17 protein-coding genes are annotated in these 19,866 nt (G+C 64.3%); 7 read left to right on the top strand and 10 right to left on the bottom strand.

Going from position 1 to position 19,866, the window contains the following annotated elements; translation table 11 throughout:
* Positions 1–40: 40 nt before the first annotated feature.
* Positions 41–748: an N-acetylmuramate alpha-1-phosphate uridylyltransferase MurU gene (gene murU, locus CIC12_RS30110; protein WP_168669802.1), complete on the bottom strand. Its 708-nt coding sequence runs from the start codon at positions 746–748 to the stop codon at positions 41–43.
* 9 nt (positions 749–757) lie between these two features.
* Positions 758–1,849, bottom strand: a complete 1,092-nt coding sequence (locus CIC12_RS30105; protein ID WP_168669799.1) for an aminoglycoside phosphotransferase family protein — start codon at positions 1,847–1,849, stop codon at positions 758–760.
* Positions 1,850–2,071: 222 nt separating this feature from the next.
* On the opposite strand from CIC12_RS30105, the gene CIC12_RS30100 reads away from it, so the two are divergent.
* The 4 genes from CIC12_RS30100 to rsmA all read left to right on the top strand — a co-directional run bounded on the left by CIC12_RS30100 (position 2,072) and on the right by rsmA (position 7,795).
* Complete coding sequence (locus CIC12_RS30100) at positions 2,072–4,441, top strand: LPS-assembly protein LptD (protein ID WP_168669797.1); 2,370 nt, start codon at positions 2,072–2,074, stop codon at positions 4,439–4,441.
* Positions 4,442–4,508: 67 nt separating this feature from the next.
* Positions 4,509–5,873: a peptidylprolyl isomerase gene (locus tag CIC12_RS30095; RefSeq protein ID WP_342030589.1), complete on the top strand. Its 1,365-nt coding sequence runs from the start codon at positions 4,509–4,511 to the stop codon at positions 5,871–5,873.
* Positions 5,874–5,878: 5 nt separating this feature from the next.
* Positions 5,879–6,889: a 4-hydroxythreonine-4-phosphate dehydrogenase PdxA gene (gene pdxA / locus CIC12_RS30090; protein ID WP_168669790.1), complete on the top strand. Its 1,011-nt coding sequence runs from the start codon at positions 5,879–5,881 to the stop codon at positions 6,887–6,889.
* Between the two features lie 72 nt (positions 6,890–6,961).
* Positions 6,962–7,795, top strand: coding sequence for a 16S rRNA (adenine(1518)-N(6)/adenine(1519)-N(6))-dimethyltransferase RsmA (rsmA, locus tag CIC12_RS30085; protein ID WP_168669788.1), 834 nt, complete (start codon positions 6,962–6,964; stop codon positions 7,793–7,795).
* 68 nt (positions 7,796–7,863) lie between these two features.
* Here the strand turns inward: rsmA and CIC12_RS30080 are convergent, their stop codons facing one another.
* On the bottom strand, positions 7,864–8,802 hold the full coding sequence (locus CIC12_RS30080) for a DMT family transporter (RefSeq protein ID WP_168669786.1): 939 nt from the start codon (positions 8,800–8,802) through the stop codon (positions 7,864–7,866).
* 440 nt (positions 8,803–9,242) lie between these two features.
* Here CIC12_RS30080 and CIC12_RS30075 point away from each other — a divergent pair, with 440 nt between their 5' ends.
* From CIC12_RS30075 to CIC12_RS30065, 3 genes are all read left to right on the top strand, one after another.
* A complete protein-coding gene (locus CIC12_RS30075; RefSeq protein WP_168669784.1) occupies positions 9,243–10,349 on the top strand; it encodes a porin in 1,107 nt (368 codons plus the stop codon).
* Between the two features lie 88 nt (positions 10,350–10,437).
* Positions 10,438–10,824 (top strand): lactoylglutathione lyase, encoded by a 387-nt coding sequence (gene gloA / locus CIC12_RS30070; RefSeq protein ID WP_168669782.1) that lies wholly within the window; start codon positions 10,438–10,440, stop codon positions 10,822–10,824.
* A 35-nt stretch (positions 10,825–10,859) separates the two neighbouring features.
* The gene (locus CIC12_RS30065) at positions 10,860–11,060 is read left to right on the top strand and encodes a hypothetical protein (protein ID WP_168669780.1); all 201 of its coding nucleotides are present in this window, start codon (positions 10,860–10,862) and stop codon (positions 11,058–11,060) included.
* 17 nt (positions 11,061–11,077) lie between these two features.
* On the opposite strand, the gene CIC12_RS30060 is transcribed toward CIC12_RS30065, so the two are convergent.
* The 7 genes from CIC12_RS30060 to mnmA all read right to left on the bottom strand — a co-directional run bounded on the left by CIC12_RS30060 (position 11,078) and on the right by mnmA (position 19,819).
* A complete protein-coding gene (locus CIC12_RS30060) occupies positions 11,078–11,968 on the bottom strand; it encodes a M48 family metallopeptidase (protein WP_168669778.1) in 891 nt (296 codons plus the stop codon).
* A 42-nt stretch (positions 11,969–12,010) separates the two neighbouring features.
* Entirely contained in the window at positions 12,011–12,769 is a 759-nt protein-coding gene (locus tag CIC12_RS30055) for a lysophospholipid acyltransferase family protein (RefSeq protein WP_168669776.1), read from the bottom strand.
* Positions 12,770–12,809: 40 nt separating this feature from the next.
* Positions 12,810–13,364 (bottom strand): D-glycero-beta-D-manno-heptose 1,7-bisphosphate 7-phosphatase, encoded by a 555-nt coding sequence (gene gmhB, locus CIC12_RS30050; protein WP_168669774.1) that lies wholly within the window; start codon positions 13,362–13,364, stop codon positions 12,810–12,812.
* A 10-nt stretch (positions 13,365–13,374) separates the two neighbouring features.
* Positions 13,375–15,474, bottom strand: a complete 2,100-nt coding sequence (gene glyS / locus CIC12_RS30045; protein WP_168669773.1) for a glycine--tRNA ligase subunit beta — start codon at positions 15,472–15,474, stop codon at positions 13,375–13,377.
* Between the two features lie 15 nt (positions 15,475–15,489).
* Positions 15,490–16,497 (bottom strand): glycine--tRNA ligase subunit alpha, encoded by a 1,008-nt coding sequence (gene glyQ, locus CIC12_RS30040; protein ID WP_168669818.1) that lies wholly within the window; start codon positions 16,495–16,497, stop codon positions 15,490–15,492.
* Between the two features lie 200 nt (positions 16,498–16,697).
* Positions 16,698–18,308, bottom strand: coding sequence for an FMN-binding glutamate synthase family protein (locus tag CIC12_RS30035; RefSeq protein WP_168669772.1), 1,611 nt, complete (start codon positions 18,306–18,308; stop codon positions 16,698–16,700).
* A gap of 332 nt (positions 18,309–18,640) precedes the next feature.
* Positions 18,641–19,819, bottom strand: a complete 1,179-nt coding sequence (gene mnmA, locus CIC12_RS30030) for a tRNA 2-thiouridine(34) synthase MnmA (RefSeq protein ID WP_168669771.1) — start codon at positions 19,817–19,819, stop codon at positions 18,641–18,643.
* Positions 19,820–19,866: the final 47 nt, after the last annotated feature.

The raw sequence follows: 19,866 nt of genomic DNA, 5'->3' as shown, positions 1-19,866 counted from the left end.
GCCTCGACGCTTTTTTCGCTGCGAGCCCGATTAGCCGCCCTCAGCCCATCCTCAAGCGCTGATCCAGATCCTGCAGCTGGGCAGCCGTTCCGACGTTCTCCCACAAGCCTTCGTACAACTCGCCGCTCGCGAGTCCGCGCGCAATCGTCTCCTGATAATACGGCGTGAGCGCGCGCCGCGTGCCGCGCGGCAAGTCGCGGAACATGCGCGTGTCGTAAAGCGCGATGCTACCGAACGTCAGGCGCGGCTGCGCGTCGAGCGACAGCACGCCGTCGACCAGGGCAAAGTCGCCGTTGGGATGAAACGGCGGATTCGGCACCATCACCAGATGCATGCCCGCAGCGGGCTGCGCCTTCAATTGCAGGGCGCGAGCATCGAGCCCGGCGTAATCGAAATCGGCGTACACGTCGCCGGCGACCGCGACGAACACGTCGCTTGCGCCGTCATCTTCGAGCAGCGGCAGCGCCTGCGCGATGCCGCCCGCCGTCTCCAGTGCTTCGTGCTCGGCCGAGTAGCGCAATTCGACATGCCAGCGCGAACCGTCGCCGAGCGCGGCTTCGAGCTGCGCGCCGAGCCACGCATGATTGATCACGATAGTCCGGAAGCCGGCCCGCGCGAGCCGTTCGATCTGCCAGACGATCAGCGGCTTGCCGCCCGCTTCGAGCAAAGGCTTGGGGCACGCGTCGGTCAACGGACGCATGCGCTCGCCGCGGCCGGCGGCGAAAATCATCGCTTTCTTCAGGGACATGGTGACCGGTCAGAATGTGTAGCCGATTTCGTTCGCGCGGCCTTCGAGCTCGTCGAGCAGCTTCGCGAACGGACGCAGCGGCGCATAGCGTTCGGCCACCTTGCGCGCATAGCCGATGAAACGCGGCAGATCCTTCATGTAGTGCGGCTTGCCGTCCCGGTAGTTGATCCGGCAGAACAGGCCCAGCACCTTGATGTGCCGTTGCAGCCCCATCCACTCGATCTGCCGGTAGAACTCGCCGAAATCGGCATCGACCGGCAGGCCGGCCTTTTTCGCGCGCTCCCAGTAGTACACAAAGCAGTCCAGCTCGAACTCCTCGTCCCAGCCGATGAACGCGTCGCGCAGCAGCGACGCGACGTCGTACGTGATCGGGCCGAACACCGCGTCCTGGAAGTCCAGCACGCCGGGGTTCACAAGGTTCGGCGCGGCGGCGATCATCAGATTGCGCGGCATGAAATCGCGCAGCATGAACACCTGCGGCTGCGCACGCGCGCTCGCGATCAGCAGCGCGAACGTGCGATCGAGCACGCCACGCGTTTTTTCGTCGACCTCGCGCGCGAGGTGCCGGCCGATGAACCACTCCGGCATCAGCTCCATTTCGCGGCGCAGGAATGCTTCGTCGAACGGCGGCAGCACGTTTTCGCGCGAACTGAGTTGCCAGCGGATCAGCGCGTCGAGCGCGTCGCGCATTAGCGTGCGGGCGCGGCGTGAATCGCCGGACTGCTGCGCGTCGGTTAGCGCCGCGAGGTAGGAAGCGGTGCCCAGATCGGTGACGAGCATCAGCCCGGCGTCGAAATCGGCCTCCAGCACGCGCGGCACATGCACGCCGGCGGCGTCGAGCAGGGCGGCGATCTGCACGAATTCGCGCGACTTCTCGGGCGGCGGGGCATCGACGGCGATCAGGCTGGTGGCGCTTTCGCCTTCCGCCGCCTTACCGGCGAGCCGGAAATAGCGGCGAAAACTGGCGTCGGACGAAGCAGGGACCAGCGTGTCGAGCTCGAGCGCATAACGCGCCGCATGGCCTTGCAGCCAGGCTTTGAGCAGTTCGAGACGGCTGTCGGTGGAGTCTTGGGTCGTGTCTTGGGAAGAGGGGGGCGTCATGAAAACCGGCAGCAAATTCAGAGGGGCAACGTCTTGCCATATAATACCCCACGACTTTTTTGACGCGACTCACGCTGGCTTTCGCGTGGTCCGCTTCACCGCCCGCCTCATCGTTCGACAGATTGTAAATATTGATGTACAGCCGACTGTCACGGTCGGGGTGTGCAGGCGGTGGATCGTGACTGCAGGAGCTGACGGACGGGCCGATTCGCCAAACGATACATGCCGCCTAGAAAGCTTTCCCAAACGACTCCCTCTTGTGCCGTAGTGCCGCGCAAAAGGCGGCTCGTCGCGGCGTTGATCGCCGCTCCGGGCCTGATGCCCGCGCTCGCGCACGCCCAGCTGGTGGGGGAAGCCGCGCAGCCGCAATCCATCGACATCCCGTGGGGCATGCGGCTTGCCCCGCAGCTCGAGGATCATCCGCTGCAAGCCGGCCAGAGCCCGGCCACGTTCGTGCTCGGCGACAGCGCCGCCGGCACCATCGACCAGGATCTGGCGGTCAAGGGCTCGGGCGAGCTGCGCCGCAATACGGCCGTGATCAAGGCCGACGCGCTGCACTACGATCAGGACACGGACATGGCCGACGCATACGGCCAGGTTCACGTGATCAACAGCGGCAATACCTTCATCGGTCCGGAAGCGCATCTGCGCGTGGATTCGACCGAAGGCTTCATGACCTCGCCGAAGTATCGCTTCAACCTGACGGGCGGCTCGGGCAGCGCCGAGCGTGTCGACCTGCTCGACTACGAGCGCTCGGTATTTACGCGCGGCACCTATACGGCGTGCGCATGCGAGGACAACCCGGCCTGGTACATCAAGGGCAGCGAGTTCGACTTCGACACCGGCGCGGACGAAGGCGTCGCCTACAACAGCGTGTTGTTCTTCCAGGGCGTGCCGGTGTTCGCCTCGCCCTGGCTGTCGTTCCCATTGTCGGGCGAGCGGCGCAGCGGGCTGTTGCCGCCCACGTTCTCGCTGAGTTCGTCGAATGGCTTCGAACTCTCAGTACCGTATTACTTCAACATCGCGCCGAATCGCGATCTGACGGTGACGCCACGTCTGATCTCCAAGCGCGGTGTGCAGTTGCAGAGCACGTTCCGTTATCTGTCGCCCACGTATTCCGGCTCGATCACCGGCGAATTCCTGCCGGACGATCGCCTGACCAAGACCAACCGCTACGCGCTGTATATCCAGCACAACCAGAACTTCGGCAACGGGTTCGGCGGCTACATCTACTACAACAGGGTTTCGGACAACACGTATCCGGAAGACCTGTCGTCGTCGGTCAATCAGTTCATGAACGGCACCCAGCTCCTGTATCAGCAGGAAGCCGGGTTGACCTACAACAACGGGCCGTGGTCGGTGCTCGCGCGCGAACAGCACTGGCAGACGCTCGAACCGTCGGTCGCGCCGTACGGCCGTGAGCCGCAGTTGAACGTGAAGTACGCGAAGTACAACGTCGGCGGCTTCGACTTCGGCACGGAAGCCGATTACACGAATTTCCGCATTACCACCGGGGACATGACCCAGGGTCAGCGGGTGCTGTTCAACCCGTATGTGTCGTACTCGGTGGTCGGGCCGGGCTACTTCGTCACGCCGAAGGTGCAGTGGCACTTCGCGTCGTACAACCTGAACAACCTCAGCACCACCGACGTGGCGCGCGGCACGCCGAAGAATTTCACCGAATCGATCCCGACGCTGAGCTTCGATACCGGGCTGACTTTCGAGCGCTCGGTGCGCATCTTCGGCACCGATTACATCCAGACGCTGGAGCCGCGCCTGTACTACGTGTACACGCCGTACCGCAATCAGGACAACGCGCCGCTCTTCGACACCGCCGACTCGGACTTCGGTCTCGCGGAAATCTTCACGCCGAACACCTTCGTCGGCAACGACCGGATCGCCGACGCGAACCGCCTGACCGCGGGCATCACCACGCGCTTCATCAACCCGGCCACGGGCGATGAACGGGCGCGCTTCGTGATCGCGCAGCAGTACTATTTCCAGGACCAGCGCGTCACGCTGCAGCCGAACCAGACCAGTACGCAGGCCACGCATTCGGACCTGATCGTGGGTGCGTCGTTCAAGCTCGGCGCCGGTTTCGCCTCGGAAACGGCGTTCCAATATAATGCCGACAACAATCAGCTGGTGAAGACGAGCGTCGGCTTCGGGTTCAGTCCGGCGACCGGCAAGGTGATCAACGTCGCGTACCGTTACACGCGCGCCAACACCACGCTGGACAACCAGCCGATCAACCAGATCCTGGTGTCGGGACAGTGGCCGCTCACGCATCGCGTGTACGGCGTCGCGCGGTTCAACTATGACCTGGGCGGCCACCGCATCGTCGACGGCCTGGTCGGCATGCAATACGACGCCGACTGCTGGACGCTCGGCGCCGGCATCCAGCGCTATGCGAACGGCCTGAACACCTCGGGGCAGAATCAGTCGAGTACGCGCTTCCTGGCGCAGTTGACCTTCAAGGGCCTGTCGAGCGTCGATAACGGGCTGATGACCGCGTTCCGCAACAGCGTGGCGGGTTACACGCCGTTGCCGCCGCCGCCGCCGCCGGAATCTCGCTTCACCAATTACGAATGACGCGCGCCCAATCATTTATCGAATGCGAAAAGACGGGCCAGGCGTGCCCGACATCATTGGAGTATCTGTGGCAATCATGAAAAAGCATCGCTTGGCAACGCTTGCAGCCGGTTTCGTCGCCGCGGCGTCTTTCCTGTCGGTCGCGCCGGTTCAGGCGCAGGCGCTGGGCGGCAGTAGCGGCCAGACGGTCGATACCATCGCCGCAGTGGTCAACAACGGTGTCATCACGCGGCGCGAGCTCGACGAGCGCATGAGCCTGATCACGCGCCGGCTGAACCAGCAGAACGCGCCGGTCCCGCCGACGGACCAGCTGCGCCAGCAGGTGCTCAACCAGATGGTGCTGGAGCGCATCCAGTTGCAGAAGGCGAAGGAAGACGGCATCAACATCGACGACGCCGCCGTGCAAAAAACGCTCGAGCGGCTCGCCCAGGCGAACAACATGTCGCTCGAAATGTACCGCGCGCGCATCGAGGCGCAAGGCGTGCCCTGGACCACCTTCACCGGCGACGCGCGTACCGAACTGACGCTGTCGCGTCTGCGCGAGAAGGAAGTGGACAGCAAGGTCACGGTGTCGGACGCCGAGGTGGCGAACTACATCGCCAGTCAGCGTGGCCCGAATGCCGGCCAGACGAGCGACCTGCATCTGCAGCATATTTTCGTGAAGGCGCCGCTGAACGCGCCGGAGACGGACATCGAGGCGGCGCAGCAGAAAGCGCAGTCTCTGCTGACCGAAGCCAAGGGCGGCGCCAATTTCGAGAGGCTCGCGAAGTCCAGCTCGCAGGCGCCGGACGCGGCAAAGAACGGCGGCGATCTGGGTTTCCTCGCACCGTCCAAGCTGCCGCCTGAATTCGTCAAGGCCGCGTCGACGCTGCGCCCCGGCGAGGTCAGCCCGGATCTGATCCGCACCAACGACGGTTTCGAGATTGTGCGGCTGGTCGATCGCCGCGCCGGTCAGGGCACGAGCGCGGACGCGCCGAAGCTCGTGCAGACGCACGTGCGCCACATCCTGCTGCGCGTCGGCGACGGCATGTCCGAGCCGCAAGCGCGCCAGAAGCTGCTCGACATCAAGAGTCAGATTGCGGCGGGCGGCGACTTCTCGAAGTTCGCACACACCTACTCGCAGGACGGTTCGTCGTCGCAAGGCGGAGACCTCGGCTGGATCAGCCCGGGCGAAACGGTGCCGGAATTCGAGCGCGCGATGAACTCGCTGCAGGACGGCCAGATCAGCGACCCGGTGCGCAGCGAGTACGGCTACCACCTGATCCAGGTGCTGGGCCGCCGCGAAGCCGAAGGCTCGGTATCGCAGCAGATGGATCTGGCGCGCCAGGCCATCGGTCAGCGCAAGGCGGAACAGGCTTACGCCGACTGGCTGCGCGAACTGCGCGACACCGCGTACGTGGAAGTGAAGCCCACGCTGTCGAGCGTGCAATAACCATCATGACGAGCGCCGCCCAGTCCACCAGCCTGCCGTTGCAGATCGCGATCACGACCGGCGAGCCCGCCGGCGTCGGCCCCGAACTGACGGCGCAGGCGTTGGCCGGCGCGGCGGCACACTGGCCGAACGCGCAGTTCACCGTACTGGGCGACGCCGGTCTGCTCGCCGAACGCGCGCGTGCGGTGGGCGTCGATTGGACCGCGCTGATGGCGCACGGCCAGCGCGTGCGGGTGCAGCACCAGCCGCTCGGCGCGCCGTCGCGCGCGGGCAAGCTGGACGCCGCCAACGGCCGCTACGTGCTCGATCTGCTCGACAGCGCGATCGACGGTGCGTTGGCCGGCACCTTCGACGCGATCGTCACCGCCCCGCTGCAGAAAAGCACGATCAACGACGCCGGTGTGCCGTTCACCGGCCACACCGAATATCTGGCCGAGCGCACTCACACGCCACGCGTGGTGATGATGCTGGCCGGCACCGGCAAGCGTCCGCTGCGCGTCGCGCTCGCGACCACGCATCTGCCGCTCAAGGACGTGTCGGCCGCGCTGTCGGTCGACAGTATCGTCGGGACGCTGCGCATCATCGATCACGATCTGCGACATCACTTCGGCTTGCCCGCGCCGCGCATTCTCGTGACGGGCCTGAACCCGCACGCGGGCGAGAACGGTTATCTGGGCCGCGAGGAAATCGAGGTCATCACGCCGGCGCTCACACTCGCGAACGACCAGGGTATCGACGCGCGCGGCCCCTATCCGGCCGACACGCTGTTTCAGCCGCGTTATCTCGAAGAGGCCGACTGCGTGCTGGCGATGTTCCACGACCAGGGTCTGCCGGTGTTGAAGTACGCAACGTTCGGCGAAGGCATCAATGTCACGCTCGGCTTGCCGATCATCCGCACCTCGGTCGATCACGGCACCGCGCTCGATCTGGCCGGCACCGGCCGCGCCGACGCGGGCAGCCTGCTTGCCGCGATCGACACGGCGGTGTCGATGGCGCAGCATCGCCGCGCGGGCTGATTGCGCGCGCCGCAGCGCGGTTGGCGGCGGTTTCCTTTTTCTCAAGCAGTTCTTTTTCTTAGCGTTTCTTCGATGTCCACCAGCAGACAGCAGCAGGGCCGGCACCAGGGTCATCTCGCGCGCAAGCGTTTCGGCCAGAACTTTCTGGTCGACATGGGCGTGATCGATTCGATCGTCGACGTGATCCGGCCGCAACGCGGCGAGCGCATGGTCGAAATCGGGCCGGGACTCGGCGCGCTCACCGAACCGCTGATCGAGCGGCTCGCGACGCCGGAAGCGCCGTTGCACGCGGTCGAACTGGATCGCGATCTGATCGGCCGTCTGAAGACAAGGTTCGGTGACCTGCTCGAGCTGCACGCGGGCGACGCGCTCGCGTTCGACTTCGGCTCGCTGGCCGCGCCGGGCGACAAGGCGTCGCTGCGCATCGTCGGCAATTTGCCGTACAACATTTCGAGCCCGCTGCTGTTTCATTTGACGTCGTTCGCGCATCGCGTGATCGATCAGCACTTCATGCTGCAGAACGAGGTGGTCGAGCGGATGGTGGCGGAGCCCGGCACGAAGGCGTTCAGCCGGTTGTCGGTGATGCTGCAGTACCGCTACGTGATCGACAAGCAGCTCGACGTGCCGCCCGAAGCGTTCCAGCCGCCGCCGAAGGTCGATTCGGCGATCGTGCGGATGATCCCGTACGAGTTGCATGAACTGCCGCCCGTCGACGAACGTGTGCTCGGTGAGGTGGTGACGGCGGCGTTCTCGCAGCGTCGCAAGATGTTGCGCAACACGCTAGCAGCGTTCCGCGATTCGGTGGATTTCGAGGCGCTTGGCTTCGATCTGCAACGCCGCGCCGAAGACGTGTCGGTGGCCGAATACGTGCATGTGGCGCAGATCGTGGCGCACAAGGCTTCGTGACTTGCGCGGCCCGCTGGGGCCTCTGATGTCCCCAAGGCCCGCGCGCGCCGCTAACTCCTGCCAGGACACTAGGACACCAGCCGCCGTTTCGCCGGCGCATTGACCAGCGCAATGCCGGTCAGCACCAGTACGGCAGCCATCAGAAAGCGCAGGCTGAACGACTCGCCGAGCAGCAACACGCCGAAGGTCACGCCGAACAACGGCGTGAGAAACGAGAACACCGACAGGCGCGACGCGATATAACGCGTCAGCAACCAGAACCACACCAGATAGCTGACGAACGCGACGACCACGGCCTGGTACGCGAGACTCACGAGCGCCAGTGGCGTGACGGTTTCCACGTGAGCCTGGCCGAGCCCGAGTGCGAGCGCGAGCAACACCACCGCCGACACCGTCAGCTGATAAAACAGCGTCTTGCTGGCGCTCGATTGCGCGAGGCGTGTCGCGCGCACCACCACGGTTGTCGCGGCCCACGCGATGCCGGCCAGCACGCCGAGCGCATCGCCGGCCGCGCCCGCGAGCGCCGAGCTACGGGCGGCGGCGCCATGCAGGAAGCCGTCGGCGAACGCCAGCGTCATGCCCGCGAACGCGACGAAAATGCCGAGCCACTGAATCCGCCGCATCCGCTCGCCGTCGACGAACCAGTGCAGCCCGAGCGCCGTAAAGCAGGGCGCCGTGTACAGAAACACCGCCATGCGCGACGCGCTGGTCAGCGTCAGGCCGAGAAAGATACAGACGAACTCCGCCGCAAACAGCACGCCTGCGAGCAGGCCCGCGCCGAGCGTGCCGTCGTCGCGAAAGAGCGGCGTGCCGCGCGCGCGCGCCCAGCCCCATACGAGCACCGCCGCGATCGCCGAACGCAAGCCCGCCTGAAAGACCGGCGGCAATGCCGAGTTGGTGCTTTTGATCGCGACTTGCTGGAGTCCCCAGATCGCGCACAAGCCGATCATCAGCAGGATGGCGAAGCTATCCGGGGCGCGGCGTGCGGGCAGGGCGGTGGTGCTCATGGGGCGGCGGTGGTGAGGTCGACGAAGCGGTGGAGGGGCGGCGCACAGTATCGGATGTCAGCGCCCCGTGGGTAATCGGTAATCGGCCCGATGGACTGGGCTTCGGCTGCGCGGCCGGCTGCCTCGCCCATAGGCCAGGATCGTACGATAGCAAACCCGCCGCGCCCGCAAACGAAGCCCCTACCTTCTACGCGTGCTTCTTTACCGCTGCAAGTTTTTTGTGCACTTAACAACACCCTTGTCAGACTGTTTTCTTGACGCTGCCGTTTCGCGCTAAGGTTCGAGCAGGTGGGTTTCGTCAGCCCATTCGCATGGATCGAGACGACAGCAAGTGCAGCGTTCCGCCACGACGAACGCGCTGACAATGCGCCAGATCGAATCGCGCCGCCCCACGCCTACGAACCCATCCGCGCTACGCGGAGCCGGTACGAGGAGACGGAATGAAGAACGCAACCAGGTGGGTGGCGGCGATGGCGGCGCTGGGATGCCCGATCGCGCACGCTCAATCGAGTGTCACGCTCTACGGCGTGGTGGACGAGAGCGTGCGTTATCTGACCAACGTGAACAAGGCCGGCGACTGGTCGCTCGGGCTCGGTCCGGGCGGCCTCACGCAGAGCCGCTGGGGCGTGAAAGGCGTCGAGGATCTCGGCGGCGGCTGGTCCACCTTCTTCAAGCTCGAAAACCGTTTCAACATCAACAGCGGACGGAGCGACCCCACCTTGCCGTTCTTCAACGAAGCGCAGGTGGGCGTGCGCTCCAACGCGTTCGGTCAGGTCATTCTGGGGCGCCAGTACAACGTGATGATCGAAGGCATCACGGCGGGCGGTTACGGCAGCAACGGGTGGATTCCGTACGACTTCAGCTTCCAGCCGGAAGTGACGATGACGGGCGGCATCTGGACCAGCAACCAGGTCCAGTATCAGGCGAGATATAACGGACTCAGTTTCGCGGCCGGCTATGCGTTCGGCGGCAACGCGGGCAATTCGTACGGCAATCAGATCGGCGCGGCCCTCGCTTATAAGCCGGTGGGCGGACCGTTCAGCATCGGCGGCGCGTACGAAGAGTCGAAAGATTCGGTGAACGGTGCGGCGGCGAAAGCGTGGACCTTCGGCGCTTCGTACACGTGGAATCTCACGCGCTTTTCGGCGGGCTATATCGTCAACCAGAATGACGCCGGCTTCTCGAACTTCGCCAACGGCCCGTTTACCGCGCCCGTGCTGGCCGCGCTCAAGTACACGGATTTCGCGCGGCGCCGCATGATCATGGGCGGCATCACGCAGCAGGTCGGCAACGCATGGCACTTCGCCGCGAACATCTGGCGTACGTTGCAGGACGGCAAGACCGCGAAGCAGGACGGCTCGGCGTGGCAATATCAAGTGGTCGCCGACTACAATCTGTCGAAGCGCACCGATGTCTATCTGGAAGGCGATTTCGCCCAGTACCGGGGTGACCTGATCGGCGCGCAACTGCAAGGTGTCAATGGCGTCGGACTCGCGCAAAAGGGCACGCAACTCGGCCTGATGGCGGGGCTGCGGCATCAGTTCTGAGCGCCGCGCCGCGTGCGCCGGACCCTGCAGCGCCGCGTGATTCCGGGTACATTGACGGTCTCGTTTTACTACGCAACAGGGAGTGCACATGCGCCTGCTTCACACCATGCTCCGGGTCGGCGACCTGGATCGTTCGATTGCTTTCTACACCGAACTGCTCGGCATGAAACTGCTGCGCCGCGAAGACTATCCGGACGGTAAATTCACGCTGGCTTTCGTCGGCTATACGGACGAACGCGACGGCACGGTCATCGAACTGACGCACAACTGGGACACGCCGTCGTACGATCTGGGCAACGGCTTTGGTCACCTCGCGGTCGAAGTCGAAGACGCGTATGCCGCTTGCGACAAGATCAAGGCTCAAGGCGGCACGGTCGTGCGCGAAGCCGGCCCGATGAAACACGGCACCACCGTGATCGCCTTCGTGACGGACCCGGACGGCTACAAGATCGAATTCATCCAGAAGAAAAAGTAACGCGGGACGCGTCCGGGCTCGCAAATCACGGCGATATGGGAATCGTCGCCGACTATGCGTCGGGCGCGGTGGTGAAGTATCGCGAATATCAGCGCGACGGCGCGGGCAATGCAAACGTGCGGCGCTCGACCGCGGTGCTGGACCTCGACGCGCACGGCAAGGTGACGTGGCGTCATCTGCACGAAACTGTTGCACGGAGTGATGCCCGAATCGGCGCAACGGGCGAGCGCGGTTGAGTGTTTGCCGCGCTAGCTCAAAGCGTCGGCAGCAATTCCGGGGGATGCGACTTCAGCGTTTGCCGCGCTTCGCGGAATTCCGGAAAAATCGATTCGACCGTTTGCCAGAAGCGCGGGCTGTGATTCATCTCACGCAGATGCGCCAGTTCATGCGCGACCACGTAATCGATGATGGACAGCGGAAAATGAATCAGCCGCCAGTTCAAACGGATCTTGCCGTCGCTCGAACAACTGCCCCAGCGCGTGGCCGCTGACGAGAGCGCATACGCGCGATAGTTGACGCCGAGCTTCTCCGCGTAAATGGCGAGGCGCTCGCCGAACAGACGCTTCGCTTCGCCTTGCAACCAGCCTTGCACGCGGTCCTTGATCTGCTGCGGATCGGCTTGCAACGGCAACGGTACTTGCAGGGCGGCAGCGTCCGCGTTGAACGCGAGCGTGCCTTGCGGCGAGCCGAGCTTCACTCGCACCGGTTGACCGAGGTAGGGCACTTCGGCGCCGTCTCTCCAGTCGACTTTCGGCAATGCGCGCTGTTCGACACGCGTTTGCCATTCGATCAGTTTCGTGAAAATCCAGCGCTGTTTTTCGGTGATCGCGGTTTCGATATCGGCGAGCGTGACCCAGCGCGGCGCAGTGATCGTGAGGCCCGTGCTGTCGATTGCGAAACCGATCGAACGGCGTGCCGAACGCTTGAGCACGTAATGCAGCGTGCGCGGGCCAATCGACATACTGCGCAGCTTGCTGCCGTCCGGTGCCAGCGGCACGGCCGGCTGTTGCCCGGCGGGCGAGCCTGATGAGGGCGCGGAGGGCGAAGGCGACGACGACGTCGACCCCGGCTCGGCGAAGAGCGGGAGATCGAGCTGCCGGTTATCGAGCGCCGCAGCGGGCTGCGACGTAGGAGACTTCTGCATCGGATTCGCTTCGCGCAATACGCCTTCGAGGGCGTGGGCGCGTCAGATTGGTGCGGCGGCGGAACGGCTGTCCGCCGCGGGGTACGCGGCAGGATCGATGCGACGCATTTCAGCTTCGATCCATTGTTCGACGCGCGTGTTGACTTCGTCGGGCGTGAGCCCCGTCGTGTCGATTGGCTTGCCGATCGACACTGTGACTATACCCGCATATTTCAGGAACGAGTTACGGGGCCACACGCGCCCTGCGTTGTGCGCGATCGGCACGACCGGTGCGCCGCTGGCGATCGCAAAGCGCGCGCCGCCGGTCTTGTACTTGCCTTGCTTGCCGGTCGGCGTGCGCGTGCCTTCCGGAAACATGATGACCCAGGCGCCTTCCGCCATGCGCGCCTTGCCTTGTTTGATGACGGATTCGAACGCGTACTTGCCTTCCTTGCGATCGATGTGAACCATCTTCAGCATGCCGAGCGCCCAGCCGAAAAACGGCACGTACAGCAGCTCGCGCTTGAACACATAGCACAGCGGTCGCGGCATCAACGCCGGAAACGCCAGCGTTTCCCACGCGGATTGATGCTTGGAGAGCAGCACCGCCGGACCGTCGGGCAGATTCTCGTAGCCTTCGATCCTGTAGCGGATGCCGTTGAGCCAACGCACCGTGTGGAGCGTCGCACGGCACCACCCCGCCGCCATCCAGTAGCGGTTGTCGGCGCGCATGAACGGGAACGCGATGAAGCACGCGGTCGCGTACGGTACCGTGAACAGAACGAAGTAGATCAACAGCAGCAGGGAACGGATGAAGCGCATCGGCGTGGTCAGTGAGGGTTGGGGACGCGCATGGCGCGCGTCACTCTTGGGCGTCGGCGAGGAAGTCGAGCGCAAAGGCACGCAGGTCGTCGTGCACGATCGTGCCGTCGGGCAAGCCGCCGGCCGCGAGCGTCTTCTTGCCCTTGCCGGTCAGCACCAGATGAACCGGATGACCGAGCGCCGCGCCCGCTTGCAGATCGCGCATCGCGTCGCCGACGACCGGCGTATTGGCCGGATCGACTTCGAAACGCTCGGTGATCATCTTCAGCATGCCGGGCTGCGGCTTGCGGCATTCGCAGTGATCTTCCGCCGTATGCGGGCAGAAGAACACCGCTTCGATACGCCCGCCGACCGCCGCCGCCATCCGGTGCATCTTCAGATGCATCGCATTGAGCGCGTTCATGTCGAACAGACCCCGCCCGATGCCCGACTGGTTGGTCGCGATCGCCACGCGATAACCGGCCTGGTTCAGACGTGCGATCGCTTCGAGCGAACCAGGCAGGGCGACCCATTCGTCGGGCGACTTGATGAACGCGTCGGAGTCGACGTTGATCACGCCGTCGCGGTCGAGGATCACCACTTTCTTGTTCGGCATGGCGCGGTGCTCAGGCGGCGAGTCGGGAAATGTCGGCGACGCAGTTCATCTGCTGATGCAGCGCGCCGAGCAAGGCCAGACGGTTGGCGCGCAGCGCAGGGTCTTCGGCGTTGACCATCACGTCGTTGAAGAACGTGTCGACCGGTTCGCGCAGTGCGGCGAGCGCGGTCAGCGCACCCGTATAGTCGCGCGCGGCCAGTTGCGTCTGCACGCGCGGTGCGACCTGTTCGAGCTGTGCATGCAAAGCCTTTTCCGCCGCTTCGACGAGCAGCGCGGCTTGCACGCCGCTGCTCGCCCCACCTTCCGACTTCTTCAGGATGTTCGAGATGCGCTTGTTGGCCGCTGCGAGCGATGCCGCTTCGCTCAGCGCCGCGAACTCGCGCACCGCATCGAGGCGCGCGACGATGTCGTCCAGATGAGTCGGGTTCAGCGCCAGCACCGCGTCGATTTCACCGGCCGCGTAACCGCGTTCGCGCAGCAAACCGCGCAGGCGGTCCATGCTGAAGTCGTAGATGGCTTGAGTCGAATCGGCGACGTTCGGCACTGCGGCGAATTGCGCATAAGCGGTGCGCAGCAGTTCGACGAAGTCGACCGGCAGTTGCTTCTCGACCAGAATGCGCAGCACGCCGAGCGCGTGACGGCGCAGCGCGAACGGATCTTTTTCGCCGGTGGGTTGCAGGCCGATGCCCCAGATGCCGACCAGCGTTTCGAGCTTGTCGGCGAGCGCGACGACGGTGCCGGTCGCGGTCGTGGGCAATGCGTCGCCCGAAAAGCGCGGCTGATAGTGTTCCGAGCAGGCGAGCGCGACTTCTTCCGGCTCGCCGTCGTGGCGCGCGTAATACGTGCCCATCGTGCCTTGCAGCTCGGGAAATTCGCCGACCATGTCGGTGATCAGGTCGGCCTTGGCCAAACGCGCGGCGCGCTTCGCGAGCGTGGCATCGGCGCCGATCAACCCGGCGATCGCGCCGGCCAATGCTTCCACACGCTCGACGCGTTGCAGCGCCGAGCCCAGCTTGTTGTGATAGACGACGTTCGCGAGCAGCGACACGCGCTCCGCGAGCGGTTTCTTCTTGTCCTGCTCGAAGAAGAACTTCGCATCGGCCAGACGCGGGCGCACCACGCGCTCATTGCCTTCGACGATATCGCCCGGCGTCGTCGTCTCGATGTTCGACACGATCAGGAAGCGCGAGCGCAGCTTGCCGTTCGCATCGGTCAATGCGAAGTACTTCTGGTTCGTCTGCATCGTGAGGATCAGGCATTCCTGCGGCACCTGCAGGAACTCGTCCTCGAAACGGCACGAATAGACCACTGGCCATTCGACCAGCGACGTCACTTCGTCGAGCAGCGCTTCGGGCATCACCACCTGGTCGCCGTTGGCTTGCGCGTGCAGATGCGTGCGAATGACTGCCTTGCGGTCGGCGAAATTCGCGACCACGCGGCCCTTGTGCAGCAGCGTTTCGGAGTACGCGTCCGCGTGCTGGATCTGCACGAAACCTTCGGAGAGGAAGCGGTGGCCGAGCGTGGTATCGTCGGCGTCGATGCCGAGCGCGCTGACCGGCACGACCTGATCGTTATGCAGTGCGGTCAGACGATGCGCCGGACGCACGAACTTCACATTGGTGCCGTCCGGACGCTGATAGGTCATGAACTTGGGGATCGGCAGCTTGGCGAGCGTTTCGTCCAGCGCGCTTTGCAGGCCGTCGGCGAGCGTCGCGCCGGGTGCTGCGTAGCGCAGGAAGAACGCCTCGGCCTTGCCGTCCTGTGCGCGCTCAAGGTCGTTCACCGAAAAATCGGGGAAGCCAAGCGCCGCGAGTTTCTTCGCGAGCGGCGCGGTGGGCTGACCGTCTTTGTCCAGCGCGACGGAAACCGGCAGCACTTTTTCGCGCACGTGTCTTTCCGGCGCAACCGAGCGCACATTCTTGATCGTGACCGCGAGGCGGCGCGGCGTGGCATAACGTTCGAACGTCAGTTCGCCTTCGATCAGATCGAGCGCCGCGAGGCGCTGCGCAATGCCTTCGGCGAACGCATCACCAAGACGGGCGAGCGCTTTTGGGGGCAGTTCTTCGGTGAGCAGCTCGACGAGCAGGGTAGCTTGATGGGGTTGAGTCATGAGGTGAGGTTCTCGTCAGTCCTGGTCGATCTTGCGTTCGACTTTCAGCGGCGGCGCCCACGCGGGCATTGCGGCATCTTGCGCGTCGGTGGTGAGGCCGGGCACGCCGTGCACGGGATTGCCGAGCATCGGGAAGCCGAGCTTTTCACGCGAATCGTAGTAAGCCTGCGCAACGAGGCGCGACAGCGCGCGGATCCGGCCGATGTACGCCGCGCGTTCGGTGACCGAAATGGCACCGCGCGCGTCGAGCAGGTTGAACGTGTGGCCCGCTTTCAACACGAGTTCGTAAGCGGGCAGCGCGATCTGCGCTTCGATCATGCGCTTCGCTTCCGCTTCGTAGCTGTTGAAGAACGTGAACAGCAGGTCGACGTTCGCGTGCTCGAAGTTATACGTGGACTGTTCGACTTCGTTCTGGTGATAGACGTCGCCGTACGTGAGACGGCGCATTTCCGGACCATTCGGGCCTTGCTCTTCCCACTCGGTCCACACGAGGTCGTAGACGTTTTCGACCTTCTGCAAGTACATGGCGAGGCGTTCGAGCCCGTACGTGATTTCGCCGAGCACTGGCTTGCAGGCCAAACCGCCCACTTCCTGGAAATAGGTGAACTGGGTCACTTCCATGCCGTTCAGCCACACTTCCCAGCCCAGACCCCAGGCGCCGAGCGTCGGGTTTTCCCAGTCGTCTTCGACGAAGCGCACGTCGTTCTGCTTCAGGTCGAAGCCGAGCGCTTCGAGCGAGCCGAGGTACAGGTCGAGGATGTTTTCCGGCGCGGGCTTCAGCACCACCTGATACTGATAGTAGTGCTGCAGACGGTTCGGGTTTTCGCCATAGCGGCCGTCTTTCGGTCGGCGCGACGGCTGCACATAAGCGGCGCGCCAGGGCTCGGGGCCGATTGCGCGCAGGAACGTATGAACGTGGGACGTGCCCGCGCCGACTTCCATGTCGATCGGCTGGAGCAATGCGCAACCCTGCTTGTCCCAATAGGACTGCAGTGTCAGGATGATTTGCTGAAACGTGAGCATGAAGTGCCTTTCGGGCATGGGGCTCCCCGCCAGGCGCCGAAGCGCGCGAGGTGGCCGTGGAGCGAAGTGCTAAACCGTAGATTTTAACGGAAAGGCAAGGGGGCGTCCGTTTTGCGGGTTCGGACGCGGGCGGGATGCAGTTTTTTGAACGACACCGGGCCGCCTGTCGGCGGCCGGTGTCGTGAATCATGCGCCGGGGCTCAGGTCGCCGCCAGTTCCACCCTCGGCGAGAACGAGTCGCTTTGCGCGACAGGCCAGTACTTTTCGAACAGCGAGTAGCGATAGTTGCCGGTGAGCAGATCGTTTGGTTCGAGATACTTCAGCAGTTCCGACATCAGCCGCACCTCATGCGACGACACGCGCCGCACGATGTGATGCGCGCGCAGTTCCGCCGGATGCTTCAACCCCGCGGCCTGAATGATTTCCTTCAGCGCATGCAGCGTGTTGTGGTGGAAGTTGAACACGCGGTCAGCCTTGTCTGGCACCACCAGCGCGCGCTGGCGCACCGGGTCCTGGGTCGCGACGCCGGTCGGGCAGCGGCCCGTGTGGCAGGTCTGCGCCTGGATGCAGCCCACTGCGAACATGAAGCCGCGCGCCGCGTTGACCCAGTCCGCGCCGATCGCGAGGGTCTTCGTGATGTCGAACGCGGTGATCATCTTGCCGCTCGCGCCGATGCGGATGCGCTGCCGCAAGCCGATCCCGACCAGCGTGTTGTGCACCAGCAGCAGGCCTTCCTGCAACGGCACGCCGACGTGATCGGTGAATTCGAGCGGCGCCGCGCCGGTGCCGCCTTCCGCGCCGTCCACGACGATGAAGTCCGGCAGAATGCCCGTTTCCAGCATCGCCTTCGCAATGCCGAAAAACTCCCACGGATGCCCGATGCACAGCTTGAAGCCGGTCGGCTTGCCGCCCGACAGCGTACGCAGACGCTCGACGAATTCGAGCAGGCCGCGCGGCGTCGAGAACTCGGAGTGGGTGGCGGGCGAAATGCAATCCCGGCCCATCGGCACGCCGCGCGTTTCTGCAATTTCCGGCGTGATCTTGGCCGCGGGCAGTACGCCGCCGTGGCCCGGCTTCGCGCCTTGTGACAGCTTCACCTCGATCATCTTCACTTGCGGCTCGGCGGCCTGCTTCGCGAACTTCTCCGCGCTGAAGGTGCCGTCGTCGTTGCGGCAGCCGAAGTAGCCCGAGGCGATTTCCCAGATGATGTCGCCGCCATGCTCACGGTGATACTTCGACATCGAGCCTTCGCCGGTGTCGTGCGCGAAGTTGCCCTTCTTCGCGCCGAGGTTCAGCGCCATGATCGCGTTCGCCGACAGCGAGCCGAAGCTCATCGCGGAGACGTTGAAGATCGACATCGAGTAAGGCTGCGCGCGCTCCGGGCCGACGACGATGCGAAAGTCGTGATTCTCCAGCGTGGTCGGCGCGAGCGAGTGGCTGATCCACTCGTGCGCGACGGCTTTGACGTCGACCTCGGTGCCGTACGGACGGCTGTCGACATCGTTCTTCGCGCGCTGGTAGACGATACTGCGCTGCGCGCGCGAGAACGGTTTTTCATCGGTGTCGTTTTCGACGAAATACTGGCGGATCTCCGGGCGAATGAATTCGAACAGGAAGCGGAAGTGGCCCCACAGCGGATAGTTGCGCAGAATCGCATGGCGCTGCTGCGTCAGGTCGAATAGGCCGAGCGCGACGAGCGCGAGCGGCACGATGATCCAGAACCACGAAATAGGCTGTGTGGCGGCCAGCGCCGCGCAGACGGCGAGCAGCGCGGTGGCGCACCACATGGCCAGATAGCGTCGAGAAAACATGGGAACTCCGGTGCAGTGAAGATCGTCGCGGCGGGATCGCCGGCGCGCTCGGCGCAGGCGGAATCCACCGCAACGGGAAACTGACGGCTGCGGATCAGCGCGACGCGGGCATCAGCCTCGCGCGGCATCGCGCGCTGGCCCGTGCGGTCTAAGCCACGCACAAGGCAGCGGCCGGGCAATTCTGAAAATGAGGCATGCGAACGAATGACAAGCGTCGCACGCGAAGGTGAAGCGGATGTGAATGGTGTGCAAGGAAGGGGCGCGCCGGCTGGCGCGAGCGAGGCAAACACGCCGAGCGCGTCGGATCTGCGCTGCTTGCCCGCTTGCATCGCTTAGCGTGCGCCCAGCAGTGCCGCTTTCTGCCGCCGTTTATTTGGCCGCTCTTGTGTCTGGTCTTGCGGCAGCACAGCCGGCTGCCCTGTGACAGCGTGTTCGATGATGCCTCCGCCCAGGCACACTTCGCCGTCATAGAGCACCGCTGATTGACCCGGTGTGACAGCCCATTGAGCGGTGTCGAAAGTCAGTTCGAAGAGGTCTTCGCCAGCGTTCGCCGCATTGAATGTACACGGCGCATCCGCTTGCCGATAACGCGTTTTCGCGCCGCACGCGAAGCCTTCCGCTGGCGGCTCGCCCGCGACCCAGCTCGTATTGCCCGCGCTCAGCGTATGACTGAGCAACCACGGGTGCTCGTGGCCCTGCGCGACGTACAGCGAGTTCGACGGCATATCCTTGCCCGCCACGAACCATGGGTCGCCGCTGCCGTCCTTGCTGCCGCCGAGGCCGATGCCCTTGCGCTGGCCGAACGTGTAGAACGCGAGACCGATGTGTTCGCCGACCACTTTGCCGTCGGTGGTTTTCATCGGACCTGGTTTGGTCGGCAGATAGCGGTTCAGGAAGTCGCGGAACGGCCGTTCGCCGATAAAACAGATGCCGGTCGAATCCTTCTTCTTCGCATTCGGCAGTGCGATCTGCCCGGCGATTTCACGCACCTTGGTCTTGGGAATCTCCCCCAGCGGAAACAGCGTCTTCGACAATTGCGCCTGATTCAGCCGGTGCAGAAAGTACGACTGGTCCTTCGTGTGGTCGAACGCCTTCAGCAATTCGAAGCGGCCATTGTTCTCTCGCACGCGCGCATAGTGGCCCGTCGCGATGGTTTCCGCGCCGAGCGACATCGCGTGGTCGAGGAAAGCCTTGAACTTGATTTCGGCGTTGCACAGCACGTCCGGGTTCGGCGTGCGGCCGGCCGAGTATTCGCGCAGGAATTCGGCGAACACGCGGTCTTTGTATTCGGAGGCGAAGTTGACCGCTTCGACGTCGATGCCGATCAGGTCCGCGACCGACACTACGTCGATCCAGTCCTGCCGCGTCGAGCAGTATTCGCTGTCGTCGTCGTCTTCCCAGTTCTTCATGAACAGGCCGACCACGTCGTAGCCCTGTTCCTTCAGCAGCCACGCCGTGACCGACGAATCGACGCCGCCCGACATGCCTACTACGACTTTCTGCTTGCTCATAAGGTGCTCACTGGGTGCTGCATGACTGCATGGATCGCGGGATGGCC

Source organism: Paraburkholderia sp. SG-MS1 (assembly GCF_012275575.1).
In the GTDB taxonomy this organism is placed as follows: Bacteria; Pseudomonadota; Gammaproteobacteria; order Burkholderiales; family Burkholderiaceae; genus Paraburkholderia.
This window is presented reverse-complemented; position numbering and strand designations above follow the sequence as displayed.

Excerpts from the sequence above, each read along its gene's own strand:
- murU (WP_168669802.1), bottom strand. The coding sequence starts at position 748 with ATGTCCCTGAAGAAAGCGATGATTTTCGCCGCCGGCCGCGGCGAGCGC.
- CIC12_RS30100 (WP_168669797.1), top strand. The coding sequence starts at position 2,072 with ATGCCGCCTAGAAAGCTTTCCCAAACGACTCCCTCTTGTGCCGTAGTG.
- CIC12_RS30055 (WP_168669776.1), bottom strand. The coding sequence starts at position 12,769 with ATGCGCTTCATCCGTTCCCTGCTGCTGTTGATCTACTTCGTTCTGTTC.
- glyS (WP_168669773.1), bottom strand. The coding sequence starts at position 15,474 with ATGACTCAACCCCATCAAGCTACCCTGCTCGTCGAGCTGCTCACCGAA.
- glyQ (WP_168669818.1), bottom strand. The coding sequence starts at position 16,497 with ATGCTCACGTTTCAGCAAATCATCCTGACACTGCAGTCCTATTGGGAC.
- CIC12_RS30105 (WP_168669799.1), bottom strand. The coding sequence starts at position 1,849 with ATGACGCCCCCCTCTTCCCAAGACACGACCCAAGACTCCACCGACAGC.
- rsmA (WP_168669788.1), top strand. The coding sequence starts at position 6,962 with ATGTCCACCAGCAGACAGCAGCAGGGCCGGCACCAGGGTCATCTCGCG.
- CIC12_RS30035 (WP_168669772.1), bottom strand. The coding sequence starts at position 18,308 with ATGTTTTCTCGACGCTATCTGGCCATGTGGTGCGCCACCGCGCTGCTC.
- CIC12_RS30075 (WP_168669784.1), top strand. The coding sequence starts at position 9,243 with ATGAAGAACGCAACCAGGTGGGTGGCGGCGATGGCGGCGCTGGGATGC.
- mnmA (WP_168669771.1), bottom strand. The coding sequence starts at position 19,819 with ATGAGCAAGCAGAAAGTCGTAGTAGGCATGTCGGGCGGCGTCGATTCG.
- CIC12_RS30060 (WP_168669778.1), bottom strand. The coding sequence starts at position 11,968 with ATGCAGAAGTCTCCTACGTCGCAGCCCGCTGCGGCGCTCGATAACCGG.
- pdxA (WP_168669790.1), top strand. The coding sequence starts at position 5,879 with ATGACGAGCGCCGCCCAGTCCACCAGCCTGCCGTTGCAGATCGCGATC.
- CIC12_RS30065 (WP_168669780.1), top strand. The coding sequence starts at position 10,860 with ATGGGAATCGTCGCCGACTATGCGTCGGGCGCGGTGGTGAAGTATCGC.
- gmhB (WP_168669774.1), bottom strand. The coding sequence starts at position 13,364 with ATGCCGAACAAGAAAGTGGTGATCCTCGACCGCGACGGCGTGATCAAC.
- gloA (WP_168669782.1), top strand. The coding sequence starts at position 10,438 with ATGCGCCTGCTTCACACCATGCTCCGGGTCGGCGACCTGGATCGTTCG.
- CIC12_RS30080 (WP_168669786.1), bottom strand. The coding sequence starts at position 8,802 with ATGAGCACCACCGCCCTGCCCGCACGCCGCGCCCCGGATAGCTTCGCC.